Annotated in this window: 15 protein-coding genes; 7 read left to right on the forward strand and 8 right to left on the reverse strand. The window is 43.9% G+C overall.

Annotated features, from left to right (window positions below; all coding sequences use genetic code 11):
- Window position 1: 1 nt before the first annotated feature.
- Complete coding sequence (locus ACQ4MX_RS15355; protein WP_431091347.1) at window positions 2–337, forward strand: effector binding domain-containing protein; 336 nt, start codon at window positions 2–4, stop codon at window positions 335–337.
- Between the two features lie 174 nt (window positions 338–511).
- Here the strand turns inward: ACQ4MX_RS15355 and ACQ4MX_RS15360 are convergent, their stop codons facing one another.
- Entirely contained in the window at window positions 512–1,330 is an 819-nt protein-coding gene (locus ACQ4MX_RS15360; protein ID WP_431085731.1) for an SDR family oxidoreductase, read from the reverse strand.
- A 45-nt stretch (window positions 1,331–1,375) separates the two neighbouring features.
- The gene (locus ACQ4MX_RS15365; protein WP_431085732.1) at window positions 1,376–1,912 is read right to left on the reverse strand and encodes a PadR family transcriptional regulator; all 537 of its coding nucleotides are present in this window, start codon (window positions 1,910–1,912) and stop codon (window positions 1,376–1,378) included.
- Window positions 1,913–2,378: 466 nt separating this feature from the next.
- Here ACQ4MX_RS15365 and ACQ4MX_RS15370 point away from each other — a divergent pair, with 466 nt between their 5' ends.
- On the forward strand, window positions 2,379–3,758 hold the full coding sequence (locus tag ACQ4MX_RS15370; RefSeq protein ID WP_431085734.1) for an FAD-binding oxidoreductase: 1,380 nt from the start codon (window positions 2,379–2,381) through the stop codon (window positions 3,756–3,758).
- A gap of 362 nt (window positions 3,759–4,120) precedes the next feature.
- Here ACQ4MX_RS15370 and ACQ4MX_RS15375 read toward each other — a convergent pair whose 3' ends face one another.
- Window positions 4,121–4,489, reverse strand: a complete 369-nt coding sequence (locus tag ACQ4MX_RS15375) for a hypothetical protein (protein ID WP_431085735.1) — start codon at window positions 4,487–4,489, stop codon at window positions 4,121–4,123.
- Window positions 4,490–4,785: 296 nt separating this feature from the next.
- On the opposite strand from ACQ4MX_RS15375, the gene ACQ4MX_RS15380 reads away from it, so the two are divergent.
- Window positions 4,786–5,355, forward strand: a complete 570-nt coding sequence (locus ACQ4MX_RS15380) for a hypothetical protein (RefSeq protein ID WP_431085736.1) — start codon at window positions 4,786–4,788, stop codon at window positions 5,353–5,355.
- A gap of 480 nt (window positions 5,356–5,835) precedes the next feature.
- On the opposite strand, the gene ACQ4MX_RS15385 is transcribed toward ACQ4MX_RS15380, so the two are convergent.
- On the reverse strand, window positions 5,836–6,735 hold the full coding sequence (locus ACQ4MX_RS15385; RefSeq protein WP_220030505.1) for an alpha/beta hydrolase: 900 nt from the start codon (window positions 6,733–6,735) through the stop codon (window positions 5,836–5,838).
- A gap of 597 nt (window positions 6,736–7,332) precedes the next feature.
- Here ACQ4MX_RS15385 and ACQ4MX_RS15390 point away from each other — a divergent pair.
- Window positions 7,333–7,860 (forward strand): hypothetical protein, encoded by a 528-nt coding sequence (locus ACQ4MX_RS15390; RefSeq protein ID WP_431085738.1) that lies wholly within the window; start codon window positions 7,333–7,335, stop codon window positions 7,858–7,860.
- 61 nt (window positions 7,861–7,921) lie between these two features.
- On the opposite strand, the gene ACQ4MX_RS15395 is transcribed toward ACQ4MX_RS15390, so the two are convergent.
- Window positions 7,922–8,308 (reverse strand): hypothetical protein, encoded by a 387-nt coding sequence (locus ACQ4MX_RS15395; RefSeq protein WP_431085739.1) that lies wholly within the window; start codon window positions 8,306–8,308, stop codon window positions 7,922–7,924.
- Window positions 8,309–8,484: 176 nt separating this feature from the next.
- Between ACQ4MX_RS15395 and ACQ4MX_RS15400 the strand changes: the two genes are divergently transcribed.
- Window positions 8,485–9,819: an SMI1/KNR4 family protein gene (locus tag ACQ4MX_RS15400; RefSeq protein ID WP_431085740.1), complete on the forward strand. Its 1,335-nt coding sequence runs from the start codon at window positions 8,485–8,487 to the stop codon at window positions 9,817–9,819.
- A gap of 165 nt (window positions 9,820–9,984) precedes the next feature.
- Window positions 9,985–10,587, forward strand: coding sequence for a class I SAM-dependent methyltransferase (locus tag ACQ4MX_RS15405; RefSeq protein ID WP_431085742.1), 603 nt, complete (start codon window positions 9,985–9,987; stop codon window positions 10,585–10,587).
- 135 nt (window positions 10,588–10,722) lie between these two features.
- Here ACQ4MX_RS15405 and ACQ4MX_RS15410 read toward each other — a convergent pair whose 3' ends face one another.
- Together ACQ4MX_RS15410 and ACQ4MX_RS15415 are read right to left on the reverse strand one after the other, a co-directional pair.
- Complete coding sequence (locus ACQ4MX_RS15410) at window positions 10,723–12,144, reverse strand: MDR family MFS transporter (protein ID WP_431085744.1); 1,422 nt, start codon at window positions 12,142–12,144, stop codon at window positions 10,723–10,725.
- A gap of 316 nt (window positions 12,145–12,460) precedes the next feature.
- Window positions 12,461–12,700, reverse strand: a complete 240-nt coding sequence (locus ACQ4MX_RS15415) for a hypothetical protein (RefSeq protein WP_014278922.1) — start codon at window positions 12,698–12,700, stop codon at window positions 12,461–12,463.
- Between the two features lie 313 nt (window positions 12,701–13,013).
- Between ACQ4MX_RS15415 and ACQ4MX_RS15420 the strand changes: the two genes are divergently transcribed.
- Window positions 13,014–13,550, forward strand: coding sequence for a YceI family protein (locus tag ACQ4MX_RS15420; protein WP_431085746.1), 537 nt, complete (start codon window positions 13,014–13,016; stop codon window positions 13,548–13,550).
- A 77-nt stretch (window positions 13,551–13,627) separates the two neighbouring features.
- Here ACQ4MX_RS15420 and ACQ4MX_RS15425 read toward each other — a convergent pair whose 3' ends face one another.
- Window positions 13,628–14,305, reverse strand: a complete 678-nt coding sequence (locus ACQ4MX_RS15425) for a TetR/AcrR family transcriptional regulator (RefSeq protein ID WP_431085747.1) — start codon at window positions 14,303–14,305, stop codon at window positions 13,628–13,630.
- Between the last annotated feature and the right edge of the window lie 26 nt (window positions 14,306–14,331).

Raw genomic sequence — 14,331 nt, forward strand, 5'->3', positions numbered from 1 at the left:
ACTGGATCATAAATCAACTACCCGTTATTTCGGTTTTAATAACCCCGGGAAGAATCAAGAACATGGTTATGAGATGTGGGCAACAGTAACCGATGAGATCGAGGCATTTAAAGATGTTCAAATCAAGCAGTTCGATGGAGGGTTATATGTTGTTTCGAGTTTATATGGGTACGACATTCCCGAGGCTTGGCAGCGATTAAACCATTGGGTTAACAATAGTAAATATCAAGCAGGAGCGCATCAGTGGCTGGAGGAACACTTTTTGTTTAACGGAGATATGTTTGTCGGAGAAACATTTCAATTGGATCTATACTTCCCTGTCAGCATAAAAGAATAATAGCAGTGGCCATCCTGCAAAGGATGGCCTTAAACTTGCCACTTTAGCCATCGCGGAGATCAGCGTATCCATTTTAGCTAGAGCATCGAACTCCAATTCGATTATAACAGGAAGAAATTGTGGAGGCCATGCTCCATCTTGCTCTGCAGAGCGATGATTTCAAATATTCTCTTTTCAAGAAAAATGCTGAGCTATATTAGTTAAATACTCTTCTTCATCCATATTTTCTTTCATATGAATGAGCATCTTTGCATCATCTCCAACTATATATCGGAATTGACTTGTACCGTCTGTGGCCGCTTGGTATATGGTTTCGGCAACAATTTCTGGAGGCGAAGCGTATGCCGGGTGTTTTTCCATCTCACCCAATTTAGACCGAAACGCAGCAGTAAATAGCTTATAGTCTGTTAAAGCATCATTAAAAAAGAATTCCATTGATCTTCCACCAAAGTCCGTATTAATAGCACCTGGCTCAATCAACTTTACTTTGATGTTTTGTGATGCTAATTCATAAGATACTGACTCAGAAAAACCCTCCACTGCAAACTTGGATGAATGATACAGAGACATCGTAGGAAAGGTCACTTTCCCACCCATAGAAGAGATATTGATCAGCAAACCTTTTTGATTAGATCTAAAATGTGGCAGCATGGCTTTAGTCATACTGATAAGACCAAAAACGTTCACTTCAAACTGTCTTCTAATCTGCTCATCCGTAGCGGCTTCTATTAGACCCATTGTTCCATATCCAGCATTATTGAGAAGAACATCAATATTACCGAACCGCCCAATCGCTTCCGCTAACGCAGATTGAATAGTATCTTCTTTTTCAACATCAAGCCTTAGTACCAACACATTATCTAGTGTAATAAACTCAGTTTCTTGTTCAGGTGAACGCATCGTGGCTACTACGTTCCATCCTCTTTCAGCAAAATGTTTTACTGTAGCTCTCCCAATGCCCGATGAAGCACCCGTGATAAAAATTGTATTCATAACCATTCCTCCTAAAAGTTTTGTAAGCGTTTGGATTCACTACATTCAGCTCTGCTCTTGCACTAACTTCTCCAGGCTTACTAATCCCTCGGCAATGGTTGTAAGTTTAGCCTTATATTCTTCTATCCCAATTTGGATGCAGATGATCTGCGCTGGATGCATTTCATCTTTATAAAGCGAATATTGCTCAAGTAATTGATCTAATTTTTTGTGTGATTCCTCTTGGGCTTGCTTCAACCAAATAATCACCTTGTCATACCCAACGAATTCACCAAAATAAAGCCTCATCATAAAATCAGATTTCCTAATGCTGTCTCCTTCTAGCGGGGCTAATAAATAGGCGTTAAAACACTCTCTGCCTTTAGGCGTTATATTTAAAAGGTTTTTGTTAGGCTTACCGTCCTGGAGCACATTTTCCTTAGTTATCAACCCCTCCTTTTCCATTCGGGTAAGTGTGGGATAGATCGTTCCATAACTAGAACTATAGAAATTAGAGAATACATTTTCTAACAACTGTTTTATTTGGTATCCAGTCAACGCTTCTTTCATAAGTATGCCTAAAATAACATCCTGACTGTTCAAAATTTGACCTCCTTGTATAATGGGGAAATTTGTATATCACAACCATAATATATCAACTAGATATATGTTTCGTCAATATATATTGTGGTGACATATAAAGCTTATTATTTTTTGGCATTCATCAACAGCTATGTAATACCCCTTTACATTTAATTTAGATGGAGCGTTATAAGGGCCAATGAAGAACATCGCATACTCGATAATCAAATCCGCAATAACCATACATGTGCCCAAATGATGCTTTCTCGCTACATGATTTTGTTCGTAATGAGGAAGTCCATCCTAGCAGGGATCGACTTTTTTCAATACACTTGCCGTTACAAACAGCGCGGTGAACCGTATCATAAGTAACGGCGATTTGAACTATTTTACGATACAAACAAGGCATTTGCCGCTACTAGGTCAAGTGTTCCTACATAAGCTGATGAGAAAGGCTAATGCCATGAACAGGGATGGTGTAAAGTGGATGACACAAAACCGGAAAAAGAGAGGTACACGATTAACAGGGAGGCTCGTATTTCCGGGCAATCCGTCATATAATGCCGCCAGAATGGAGTTCAATAGGCGATTTTCCAAATATCCAAAGGTCATTGTTTTTTGCAGACGAACTCAGGATGTGATCAACGCAGTCAAATGGGCTCGTGAGCATGGTGTACAGCTGCGAGTGCGCAGCGGGCGGCACAGCTATGAAGGTTTTTCGGCTGTAAATGGCGGTATTATTATCGATGTAAGCGAGATGAATAAGGTTAAGGTTGATCGAAAAAATAGGGTGGCCATTGTACAGACGGGAAATCCACTTGCCCGAGTGTACAAAAAGCTGTGGAATAAGCGTGTGGCACTTCCGGCTGGGACAGCGCCCGACGTAGGCGTAGCCGGGCTTACCCTGGGAGGCGGTATTGGACTTCTGTCCCGCAAATATGGACTTACGTGCGATAACTTGAAACAAGTGAAGATGGTCGTACCTTCGGGGCGGTATGGAGCAAAGACGATTGTGGCAAACAAGAGGAAACATTCCGATCTATTGTGGGCATCACGAGGCGGCGGGGGAGGGAACTTTGGCGTTGCCACAGCCTATACTTTTCGGGTTAGACCCATTTCAACGGTTTCTATATACAGCGTCACTTGGAAATGGGGCGATTTGGAGAAGGTGTTACCGGTTTGGCAGCGCTGGGCCCCATCTGTCACGAACCGCTTAACCTCAACCATTGAGGTGGCTGCCAAGAATGTGGGAACTATTGAATCTACCGGGCAATTACTTGGCGGTGCAGAGGAGCTGCGTCGATTGATTAGACCGCTCTTGCGAGCAGGCACTCCGGTGAAGGTGCTGGTGAAGACAGTGCCTTTTATTGAAGCAACCAAATTTTTCGCCGAATCGGACCAGAATTTGGAGCCGAAATTTAAAATAAGCGGGGCTTACGGGTTTCAACCTTTGCCTCGTGAAGGAGTACGAATTATACGTGACTTTTTATCCAAAGCACCCAACAGGCATTCTTCCGTGTGGAGTCAAAGCTTAGGTGGTCCAGGAAGCGCGGTGAGTCGGGTATCGCCTACTGCAACGGCCTATCCTCATCGGAAAGCTGAGACCATCTACGAACTGTCAGCACGCTGGAGGAACAATAGGGAGCAGCAGCGGAATATTCAGTGGGTGAAAAGGTTCCGCAGAGCGTTACGTCCCTTTGTTAAAGGGGATTATGTTAATTTTCCCGATCTGCAGATTAAGAACTGGCCCAAGGCGTATTATGGCGTGAACTTTGGCAGATTGAAGCAGGTGAAACGAAAGTACGATCCTCATAATGTGTTTCGTTTTGCTCAGAGTATTCCAGTGGGTAAACGGGTCAGAAAATGATATACTCGCACCAGAACTAATTGAAGCAAAGGAGCTGACGGCGGCAGCTCCTTTCGCATTTTTCGCCAATAGCCCCATTAAGCTGAACCGTATCATAAATAAGAGCAAGTTTTTTTGCGGAATTCCTTGCGGGGCATGGGTTTGAATATCTGTGTGTAGGTCTCGGGCCAAGGAAACGCTAGAAAGGTTCATCAGGTTATCGTTTTTTGAGTGGAACATCCCTGTCACCCCCCACGGAAAGAAGAGGGTATGGTGAACCGGAGGAGGTCCCCCAAGGCCGGGAAAGAAGAGTGTCAGAAGTGTCGATGCTGGCAGCGAATGCGCTTCTGACGGTACTTTCGCTTAGCAGAAAGAGAGATGCCCTAGATCACGATTGTGAAGGGCGAGGGGTACTTGTGTCTGGACAAAGAAAAAGCCCCGTCCACCTTGTCGGTGGAGGGGGCTGCTACGACCAGATATTGTCGTAGAGTCTCGTCGAATTCCAGTTCTATGCCTCGAAGCTTTTGGCCTTGCTGAACGGCTATCTGCTTCACTATGGTCTGAATCAACGTCTTCTGATTCTCGACCGGAGAGGACTGCAGGAGCCCGTTGAAGTCGCTGAGCGCTTTGCGTACGAGCTGAAGAGGGATGGATTCGGCGTGGTTTTCGTCAAGCTGACGTTCCGCTTCGGACTTTCGGTTTGCTAGCACGTCGTATTTCGAATTCAACTCGTTGATGCGTTCGACCAGCATGTCGTTGTCGATCGTGTCGCTTTCCTAGAGGGAAAAGTATCTTTGCTTCTGAGAGTCTAGCGTTTTCATCTCACGACAATGTCCTGCCCTGTTTTAATGATTCTCAATCTATATACCTCCTGAAAAAGAAAATGCCCCCTTGAAAAGGGGGCTTGGCTCTAGTTCACGATTATGATATATGTACCAAAAACTGCTTGAACCGGTTTTAAGCTAAAGGGTAGATCAGTGCAACATTCCACCTGTTTAAGAAGTCAATAAGGATGTATAAAAAAACATCATGAGAGCAGGTGAGAAAATTGAAACTTCGTTTACTCACGTTAATATTTTTTTTCACTACCGTATTTTTTGTTTCAAATGGACAAGATGCTAAAGCTTTGTCCTGTGCTGAGGTGGGAAGTCCCAAAGAAGCTTTAGAGATATATAGTGGAGCCGTTTACGGTGAAGTTAAGCAAATAAAGGTCGACTTGAAGCAAGAGGGGTTTACGGGGACAAAAGAAAAAATTAGATATATTATAGTGGAAGTTGAACGAAGTTGGAATATTGAAGTTGACTCTCAAATCATTGTCGCAACTGACTACACTTGGGGTTTTGAATTCAGGGAAGGCAAAAAATACTTAATATACGTTAGCGAAGTGGATGGCGAATTAAGCAGTAGTCCGTGCAGTTCGACAATCGAAATGAATAATCTGAGCCAAGCAACTGAACTATTCGGTGAAGGAGTTCAACCAAAACAACAAGTAAACTTAGAACACAAGATGTGGTTTATGTTTGAGCAGGATATCGATTTGTATATCGTAGTTGCAATAGCAATAGTACTTGCGGTGATTATAGTCTTTTTCGTAAGGGCAAGAAAGAAAAAGTTCTAAGTGTAAACTTGTTGCGTATGGGTACGATATTTGAAAAGAGCGAGAAAAAAGAAAGGGCCATCCCACAAAGGATGGTCCTAAATTTTGCCGTTACAGACAGCGCGGTGAACCGTACCACAAGTAAGGGTAAGTTTTTTGACGAAAAGCTCGCAGGAGCCTGTATTGGCGGCTTATCGGCCATGGAGGGGGAGAGGTTGTGTTCCTCAGAGGAACGGTCAACATCTTTGACTTTGACTTTGAAAATGGTATATATAGAAATTGTTGGGATAATCATTTCATTACATCCTTTAATCTTGTACAGGGGGGTCTAGTGAAGACTATTGGGTTTCAAAAGGATGATGTAATTGATGGTAGGTACCTTGTCATAAAAAAGCTGGACGGAAAACATCGCGTTTTTCGTCCAGCTTTCATTTTAGGGACGTATTGGACAGTCCCATGGGCTTGTGTCACGTAAGAAGCGTGCAATCGCTATAGTTTTATTTACTTAAAGATACGTTGCGAAAATTGATACAGCCCGCTGCTCCAAACTTTCCCTTCATGTCCGCCCACATCCAGATACCACATGTGCGGGATATTCATGGTGTTCAAGCTATTATGGAAATTTTGGCTGACCCCCAGTAAATTGTCCGAAGAGCCGCATGACAGCCACAGCAGTTTCAGTTGGCTGGCAACCTGAGATGGATTGGTGATGAGCTGCGATGCCGACTTCGTATTAGGAGCGGATGAGAACGCGCCAATCCAAGAGAATTTATCCAGATGGGTTAATCCGAAGTTCAGCGTTTGTCCGCCTCCCATCGACAAGCCGGCCAGCGCGCGATGCTGCCGATCTTTATACACCGGATAATGGGAATCAATGTAAGGAATAAGGTCATTGATCAGATCGAACTCAAACCTTTCGAAGGCGGCTACCTTGTCCGGAGCATAAATATCGCCTATCGGACGATCATCTTTCATTGCGCGGCCGTTCGGGAATACCACAATCATCGGCTCCAGTTTGTTCTCGGAGTAGAGGTTGTCGAGGATATTTCTCGGATTCATACCATTGAGCCATTCATTCTGATCCCCACCAATACCATGCAGCAAGTAGAGGACGTTATAGGTTTTCGAAGGTGTATAGCCCGGAGGCGTATACACCATCGCGTTTCTAGACTTGCCTACTGTTGTGGAATAATAGGAAATCTGCTGCACGTTTCCGTGCGGGATATTTTGGCGGTAAGCATCATATCCTCGCGGAGCCGGAATTACGGATCCGCTGGTGGCTGCGACAGCAGAATTGCTTTGATCTTGATCTTGTGTTTCGGATGCAGCATAGGACATTGTCGGCACCAGCAACGTAGTCACCAAAGCCAGACTTAAAATGCGAGTTAAGGCTTTCTTCATTGTACTTCTCCTCCTTGATTTGTGAATTCTATTGGCCTTTGCTAGTTTGGAGTGAACGCTGATTCACTCTGTTCAGTTACTCTCTCAGAAGCTATTCTCCTTGCTACTATCAATTTGTAATCCCTTTCAAAACTGAGTGACCTTCCCCTCCCCCTACCCGCAGCACCCATGCTCAAGAATCAAAGCAATGCTCAGCTATTAATGTAAGCGTATACAAATATAGGTTACCGTAATTTTCATATTATGTAAATCGTAATTTGTGGATTGAATAGTCAGATATCTACATCTGAGAGTAGAAAGCAGTTAGCTTGGCAACTAGTGATAATGTCAACGGTTCGAACATCAGCGTATCCATGGTACACTGGGATACCTCGTGCCGGTGTAGGCCAGAAAGATTCCCTCATAATAGTTGTCCATTTTTCTGTTGACAATTCAATATTGCATTGTATGTCTGGATAAGGTGCTGTTATCAGGCTAAAGCCCCGATGACGACGAGCCCATCAAGCGATTTTTGGCGTGCGCATGCCCCATTCGCACAAGCAGGCAGCCCGCCCCTGGCGTAAACTGAGTTATAATCAGTGAGCGAGGTGAACTTCCATGGCACAATCGAAAGAGATGCGTGCACGGGCTAAGAAGTTTCAGGGCCGTCCGGTCTACGTCACCCTGCACAGCGGAGAGACCTACGTCGGCTACATCACAGACGTTAATCACGGCGGGTTGGTACTTGCCAGCGCTGGAGTCTCCCCACGCGCTTCTTCCGGGAAGCAAGACTCCCGATCTCTCAAACGCAGAGCTGGTGCGCATGCCCCGGGCGTCCGTCTCGGCAACCGGAGAAGCGGCGCGCGTAAGCCGTCTGGCCGTTCGCGCTCCCGCAAGCCGGACGCCAAGGTGTCTGCATTCCTGCCGATGATGGGCTCGCTGTTAGGCGGCCTGGGCGGCGCCACTGCGGGCGCAGGAGGGCTTGGCGGTATGCTCGGCGGCGGCTTGCGGCTGTTCGGCATGATCCAGAAATTTGTCCCGGTCGTGAGGATGGGCTACGGCATGATCAAGTCCATTCGCCCGTTCTTCGGCGCCGTTAAAGGCTTGATGCCCCCGGCCGGTCCGGCCACGCCGGATAACGAATAATCGTATACCTGCGGACGTTAAGCCCCCTTTGAGTGGTCAAAGGGGGCTAGCCCACAAACCATTACGACAACCACTGTCTAATCCAAATCGGATTTAACTCGGAATAGCCCATTTCTTTTAGTAAATCCCAGGCATTATCCAGAACTTGAGGTTTCCCCTGGATCCAAAGCTCTTGTCGTTTTGCCATCAAGTAAGAGATGATTTCAGCGATATGCTTGGGTTTACCCAGATGGATGACAGTTTCCGTTTCATTATTTTGTGCTGAAATGTCATAAAAGGACCAAAAAGTACGAGGCTCTTCTTCAGGAGGATCTGCCTGGAAGATGAGCGTGATTTTGATGTTTTTATTCTCTTTGGGAGATAGATTTAAGATGAAGCGAGACCCGCCTGAATACCAATAAACGAATGCATCACCGTCGACCGTAATATTTCTTAGTTGGCTTTTCATTATTCTCCCCCTCACTATGTTGGTTAAAAATGATCTGCGTTTGATGAGTTTAGTTAAATAATTATGTCGTTGAGATACATATCATTGTCAAGAGGTAAGATCCATAGAAAAAATGTCGAAATTGCTGGATGAGCAAGCAAAGGAAACCTGGCTATAGTCAACAGGAGGGTTCATATATGTGGTTTGGGAAGAAAGAAACGCAACTGGATCGAATAAAAAGCAAACTGAGTCAAGCCATGCGCAAAGACACGGATTTCTCGGTGTTTGGAGCATCCTCACATCAATATAGGGTTAAAGAGAAGCTTACAGCAAAAGAGCTGACGGACTGGCAAGCCCACAATCAGGTCACACTTCCTGAGCCTTACGCGCAGTTTTTAACGAAAGTCGGCAACGGAGGCGCCGGACCCTATTATGGAATTTATCCGATTGAAAAGGCAACTTCCTACACCGAGCGCCAGGCGCTCCTTGCAAAATCCGTTCTGCATCCCGGGATGACCAAAGAGGAATGGAACCATCTAATTGAGCCCCTGACCAAGGACGAGGGCATTCCCGATGAGGAATACGACGACACCTGTAATAAGGTGTTGGGCGGCATGTTGTGCATAGGCACCCAAGGCTGCGAATACGACATGTATCTCGTACTTGAAGGGAAATATAGGGGGAGAATTGTGTACACCTCCGATTTCCATCCCGATCATCCTTTTTTCTTTGTCTATGAAGACAGCTTTCTGGACTGGTACGAGCGTTGGCTGGATGAAATTATTCTGGATTATGATATCGGGTGGTTTGGTAGTCGAATGCCAGGTGATGAGAATGCGCTGATCCAGATTTATCAGAGCGCTCCAAACGAAGAAATCCAAGCAAAAGCGCTTGATGGAATGTTCAAGTTTAAGAAAGTCTCTCAGCTAACCCTTGCTTTTTTGAAAAATATTGCGGAGCAAAGCCCAAAAAATCAGACCACGGCCATTTGGCTCATCTGCAGAACTTCTTTTGACGCGGGTAGAAAATATCTTCTGGAGCTATTGCAATCGGATGGATATGAGGATTTTCTGCAAGCCTTACAGATTCTGCATGCTTCCAGTAAAACTGCGGATTTAACGGAATTTATTCCAGTGATCTTGCAAAGGCTTGACAGGATTCACGACCCGGAAACGTTGCGTTATGCAGGGTATATCTTGGAAGATAACGGTGCGATTACTCTCCAGAACTTTGCGCCTTTCTTGTGTCACGCCGACCCGAAAATGCAAACCACGGCCATCTATGCCGCGCGCAGTTGCGAAAACAAGCTGGGAAGCTGGCAGATCATTGAACAGATGTTGAGGGAGGGCAGCCCGGAGGTTCTGAATAACTTGATTTTATACTGGGGCATTATTCCACATGGGAGGTTGCTGCCTTACTATAAGGCGGTATGGCCGAAATATAAAAGCAATCCGAATTTCAGAGAAAAATTTATCGGTTGTTTGCGAGGACTACATTTGCCAGATGATTATTTCGACAAAGACGAATCGTGAGGAAGGTATACATGAACCACCCCAAGGTTGTCTCCTCCATTCATACAGAGGTTTTGTTTTTCCATAAGCACTAATAAGAATGTGGACTAAATGCTAATGCTTCGATAGAATATCATTCTATATGGTTGTATTCAGGATTTTATTAAGGCAGATTGGAGAGGTAAAATGGGAAATACGGATAAGTTTGAAATGATAGCTAATGTATATGACACTTCTGAAAGAATTCAGATTGCAAAAGCATCATCTGATGCCATTCGTGAGTATGTAGTTGACGCTAATAGTAAGAATGCTATTGATTTTGGGTGTGGAACGGGTCTTGTCGGAATGAACTTGTTAAACGATTTTAATGCTATGCTTTTTCTGGATACTTCACAAAACATGATTAATCAAATAAAACAAAAAATTACTGATCTTCATATTCAGAATGCAGATACATTATGCTTTGATTTTGAAAAGGAAGGTCTATCGGATCTTCATGCTGACTATATTTTTATGGCTCAGGTTCTACTCCATATTCATGATGTTGAATTCGTTTTATCCAGATTATTGGATGTTCTAAATGAAGGAGGACATTTACTAATCGTAGATTTTAATAAAAATGAAAAAGTAGTTTCCGATATAGTTCATAACGGGTTTAATCAAGAAGAGCTGGCTGACATTATGACTAAAATAGGTTATAGAGATATTCAATCCAAAACTTTTTATAATGGAAGTAAAATATTCATGGGACAAGATGCATCTATGTTTATTCTTGATTCTCGAAAATAAGCTTTTAGGCAGAAATCAGATCTCCTTATAGTTAGCGCTTCCAAGGTACAACGAAATAAAAGGCCGCCCCTTATGAGACAGCCATGCTTCTTGTACGGTTTTAAACTTATGATTCAATCTGTGCCTAGTAATGAATTAATTATGTTCAGGTGGCTTTTTTATAAACCAACCCAGCGCCAGAATAAGTATTGCCAGAATAAATTCAATCCAAAAAACCGTTTGTAGACCGGAAACCATGCTTTGTGTCTTCTCATGCATCGCAGTGGGATTGAGCGAATGGTGGAGATAACGATTGGCTCCAGACGACATGATGCCGACGAACAACGCGATGCCAATTCCCCCTGCAATCTGTTGGAGCGTATTGTATATGGCTGTGCCATGAGGAACCAGGTGACGTGGAAGTTGATTCAACCCTGTCGTCTGAGCCGGCATGACGACGAACGACATGCCTAAGAATAAGAGGATATGATTGAACAGAACGGAACCTTGTGTTGTATCACTGTCGATGCCGGTAAACAGCCACAACGATATGGCGATCAGGAACAGTCCGGGCACAATTACGAGTCTCGGCCCGAATTTATCGAGTAATTTCCCCGATACCGGCATCAGCATTCCGTTCAAAATGCTACCTGGCATTAGAAGTAAGCCTGTCGCGAATGCGGTCAACTTCATCACATCCTGCATATAGAACGGCAGCAATGTTGTTGTGGCGAATAGAACCATCATCAGAATTACAATCAATACCGCAACCAGAGAAAAAGTGGAATGCCGGAATACGGAAAGATCGATCAACGGCTCTTTGATCTTAAGCTGGCGCCATACAAGCAAGAGCAATAAAAGGCTACCTATTGCAATCGATCCGTAACCTTCTGGCTCAAGAGAGACACTTGTTTGGCTGAAGCCATAGGTGACGCAGCCGAAACCGACGGTTGACATCACAATGGATACAAGATCGACCCTTGGCTTGGTCAGTTCTGTCACATTCTTTAAATACACGAATGCATAAATCATCGAAAACAGTGCGACAGGAATCACCATGTAGAACAGCCATCGCCATTGAAAGGTATCGATAATTAAGCCAGACAAAGCCGGCCCGATGACGGGGGCGACCATGATGACCAGCCCCATGAGACCCATGGCGGCACCCCGGCGTTCTGGAGGATAGAGGGCGAGAATCGTATTCATCATCAACGGGATCAATAATCCTGTCCCGCAAGCCTGAACAACCCTGCCCATCAGCAAGACTCCGAATCCCGGGGATACTGCACACAAGCAGGTACCGGCCAAAAATAACGCCATCGCAGACATAAACATCTGGCGAGTCGTGAACCATTGCTGTAGTAATGCGGTCACCGGCACCAGTACGCCGATCACGAGCATATAACCCGTCGATAACCATTGTATGGTCGAAGCAGCAACGTTAAATTCTCTCATCAACGCAGGAAACGCATTGGTAAGTAAATTTTCGTTAAGAAACGCGACAAATGTACCGATGAGTAGAGCGGTTAATATTGCCCCTCTCTTCATTCCTCTTGCATCTTGAGCCTGATTGTCCATCTTCTACCTCCCGATTGTTCATTACGTTCCGTCCATTGTTTGTATATCGCTTATCCCGCAACGCCTGAAGATCATTCTACGTGAAGTGGGATGAATTGGAAAAAGCGAAATTGCTCATCATACTCGGAAATTCATTCATATTTCGAAAGCATAAGGGGGGCTCCCCCACGGTGTCGCTCATTCGCGCATTATTTCTTGACAAGATGAGGTTAGGGGATTATGATAACGTGCCGGTCAACTCTACAAGGCAAATAAAATCAAAAAGGCTGACTTTTCGTAGTGCCTTGGCACCGGAATCGTCAGCCTATCGTGCAGATTATCCTACACCATCACTTTCTAACAAAGAATAAAAATGATCACGGTCTTGGTCATCAAATTTGCCAAGTGTCCGTACCCTAACAAATTCATGTCCGCCATACATGTCTATTTCCTCACCGTACCTATTGTAGAGCGCGATCATATTGCCATCCTGATTCAGCTCCATGTACCCGTAACATTTTGATTCAGGCGCTTCACCGTAAAAGAGCGTAAATTTGATTTTGATCACTCTGTGCATGCAGATCCTCCCTTCCTGTCTTTCATATTGGCTTTGAATATATACAGTATTCTCCATAAAATGTCAACAGATAAAATTTAGAGTATCAGTCTTCAAATGATCGACACCTGCGAGCTCACCTTCGATTTAATTATGACGTGGCGGAGCCTGAACATTCCGAAATCGGATTTACGAGAAAGCCGAAAAAATGCTAAAACGCTACTGACATCCCGTTGTCAGTAGCGTTTTTGTATATTAGGAGCATGCGAATAGCGCAGTGTTTTGGAGATAGGGTGACCTTTCTCAAATCTTATCATAGAGGTGGAATTTATTTATGAGCAATATCAATTGGGAAGTGGATGCGGACCACAGCTCCGTTGAGTTTTCGGTAACGCATTTAATGATTAATAGAATCAAAGGAGTATTCGAGCATTTCCAAGCGGTCTTGAGTTTTGACCCCAATGATTTAACAACCATGGGTATTCAGGCTTCCATAGATGCAAATAGTATCACAACTCGCCAATCGCAACGAGATGAGCACCTGAAGAGCGACGACTTCCTTCATGCAGCCAAGTATCCAACCATTACGTTTGAAAGCACCAGCTGCGTCCTTGCTGGCGAAAGGCAATATGAACTTACGGGCAATCTAACTTTGCATGGAGTAACAAAACCCATCACTTTTCATACCGTTTTTGAAGGACTAAATAAAGACCCTCGCGGCCGGGAACGTGTAGGATTTCATTCAACAGCCAGTATTGAACGCAATGAATTTGGCTTGACATTCGACTCGCATCTGGAAAAAGGAGGGATTGTTGTCGGGAATGAAGTGAGAATCGAACTTTATATCGAGGCAATTAGAATAGTAGATTAGCGGTCCTAAAGGCCATCCTTTTATCGGGATGGTCCTTATTCAAAAACTTGCCGCTACAAAAAGATGCCTTGGCGGCCTCATGTTGAGCCTTCCAAGCCTCCATCCGATTGATCTGGCTTGTAGCATAGCTTGGGGGGAAGAGTTTTATCAACCTGCGTTATCCGACAATACATGGCCATTCCTTCTTTGGTTAGATGAGGCAGTATAAGGCTCCATAGGATGGACAAGATGTTTTTTGAATTTGTAAGAAATTTTTGGAGAAGAATTATTTCCTGTGTGCCATACATATTTATCGATAGTAAAGAAATAGACAAATCTTCATATTGCCCGGCATATAATTCTTCTTTCATAATTCCTTTATTAACAAACCCCTTAAATATGTTGGTAAAAAGCGTATAGAAATCATTAACAACCTTAATTTGCATTTTAGCTATCTCCGGATACAACTTAGGCAATTCTGTAAAACTGGAGAAATAAAAGAAATATTTTTTACGGAATGCATTAAGAGTTAAAAACTGCTGATTCAGCCCTTCGATAGAAACCTCCGCTGAGAAATTTAAGTTTTGGTATTCTTCATACTGCATTGCCATAACACCGATCATAAGATCATGTTTTTTTTTGAAATAGTATGTCAAATTACCAGGACTTATATTTAACGCATCGGAAATATCCCTCAATGTTACATATGCATATCCTTTTTTATTAAATAATTCAATTGAAGTCTCAAGGATCTTATCCCTTAAATTAATATCCATGTCTATCTCCTTTAGAGCGTTTGTGC

Source organism: Paenibacillus sp. 8b26, from assembly GCF_050626875.1.
In the GTDB taxonomy this organism is placed as follows: domain Bacteria; phylum Bacillota; class Bacilli; order Paenibacillales; family Paenibacillaceae; genus Paenibacillus.

Coding starts and splice junctions, on each gene's coding strand:
- ACQ4MX_RS15410 (WP_431085744.1), bottom strand. CDS start 12,144: ATGGACAATCAGGCTCAAGATGCAAGAGGAATGAAGAGAGGGGCAATA.
- ACQ4MX_RS15395 (WP_431085739.1), bottom strand. CDS start 8,308: ATGAAAAGCCAACTAAGAAATATTACGGTCGACGGTGATGCATTCGTT.
- ACQ4MX_RS15385 (WP_220030505.1), bottom strand. CDS start 6,735: ATGAAGAAAGCCTTAACTCGCATTTTAAGTCTGGCTTTGGTGACTACG.
- ACQ4MX_RS15405 (WP_431085742.1), top strand. CDS start 9,985: ATGGGAAATACGGATAAGTTTGAAATGATAGCTAATGTATATGACACT.
- ACQ4MX_RS15360 (WP_431085731.1), bottom strand. CDS start 1,330: ATGAATACAATTTTTATCACGGGTGCTTCATCGGGCATTGGGAGAGCT.
- ACQ4MX_RS15375 (WP_431085735.1), bottom strand. CDS start 4,489: ATGCTGGTCGAACGCATCAACGAGTTGAATTCGAAATACGACGTGCTA.
- ACQ4MX_RS15425 (WP_431085747.1), bottom strand. CDS start 14,305: ATGGATATTAATTTAAGGGATAAGATCCTTGAGACTTCAATTGAATTA.
- ACQ4MX_RS15400 (WP_431085740.1), top strand. CDS start 8,485: ATGTGGTTTGGGAAGAAAGAAACGCAACTGGATCGAATAAAAAGCAAA.
- ACQ4MX_RS15420 (WP_431085746.1), top strand. CDS start 13,014: ATGAGCAATATCAATTGGGAAGTGGATGCGGACCACAGCTCCGTTGAG.
- ACQ4MX_RS15370 (WP_431085734.1), top strand. CDS start 2,379: ATGACACAAAACCGGAAAAAGAGAGGTACACGATTAACAGGGAGGCTC.
- ACQ4MX_RS15415 (WP_014278922.1), bottom strand. CDS start 12,700: ATGCACAGAGTGATCAAAATCAAATTTACGCTCTTTTACGGTGAAGCG.
- ACQ4MX_RS15390 (WP_431085738.1), top strand. CDS start 7,333: ATGGCACAATCGAAAGAGATGCGTGCACGGGCTAAGAAGTTTCAGGGC.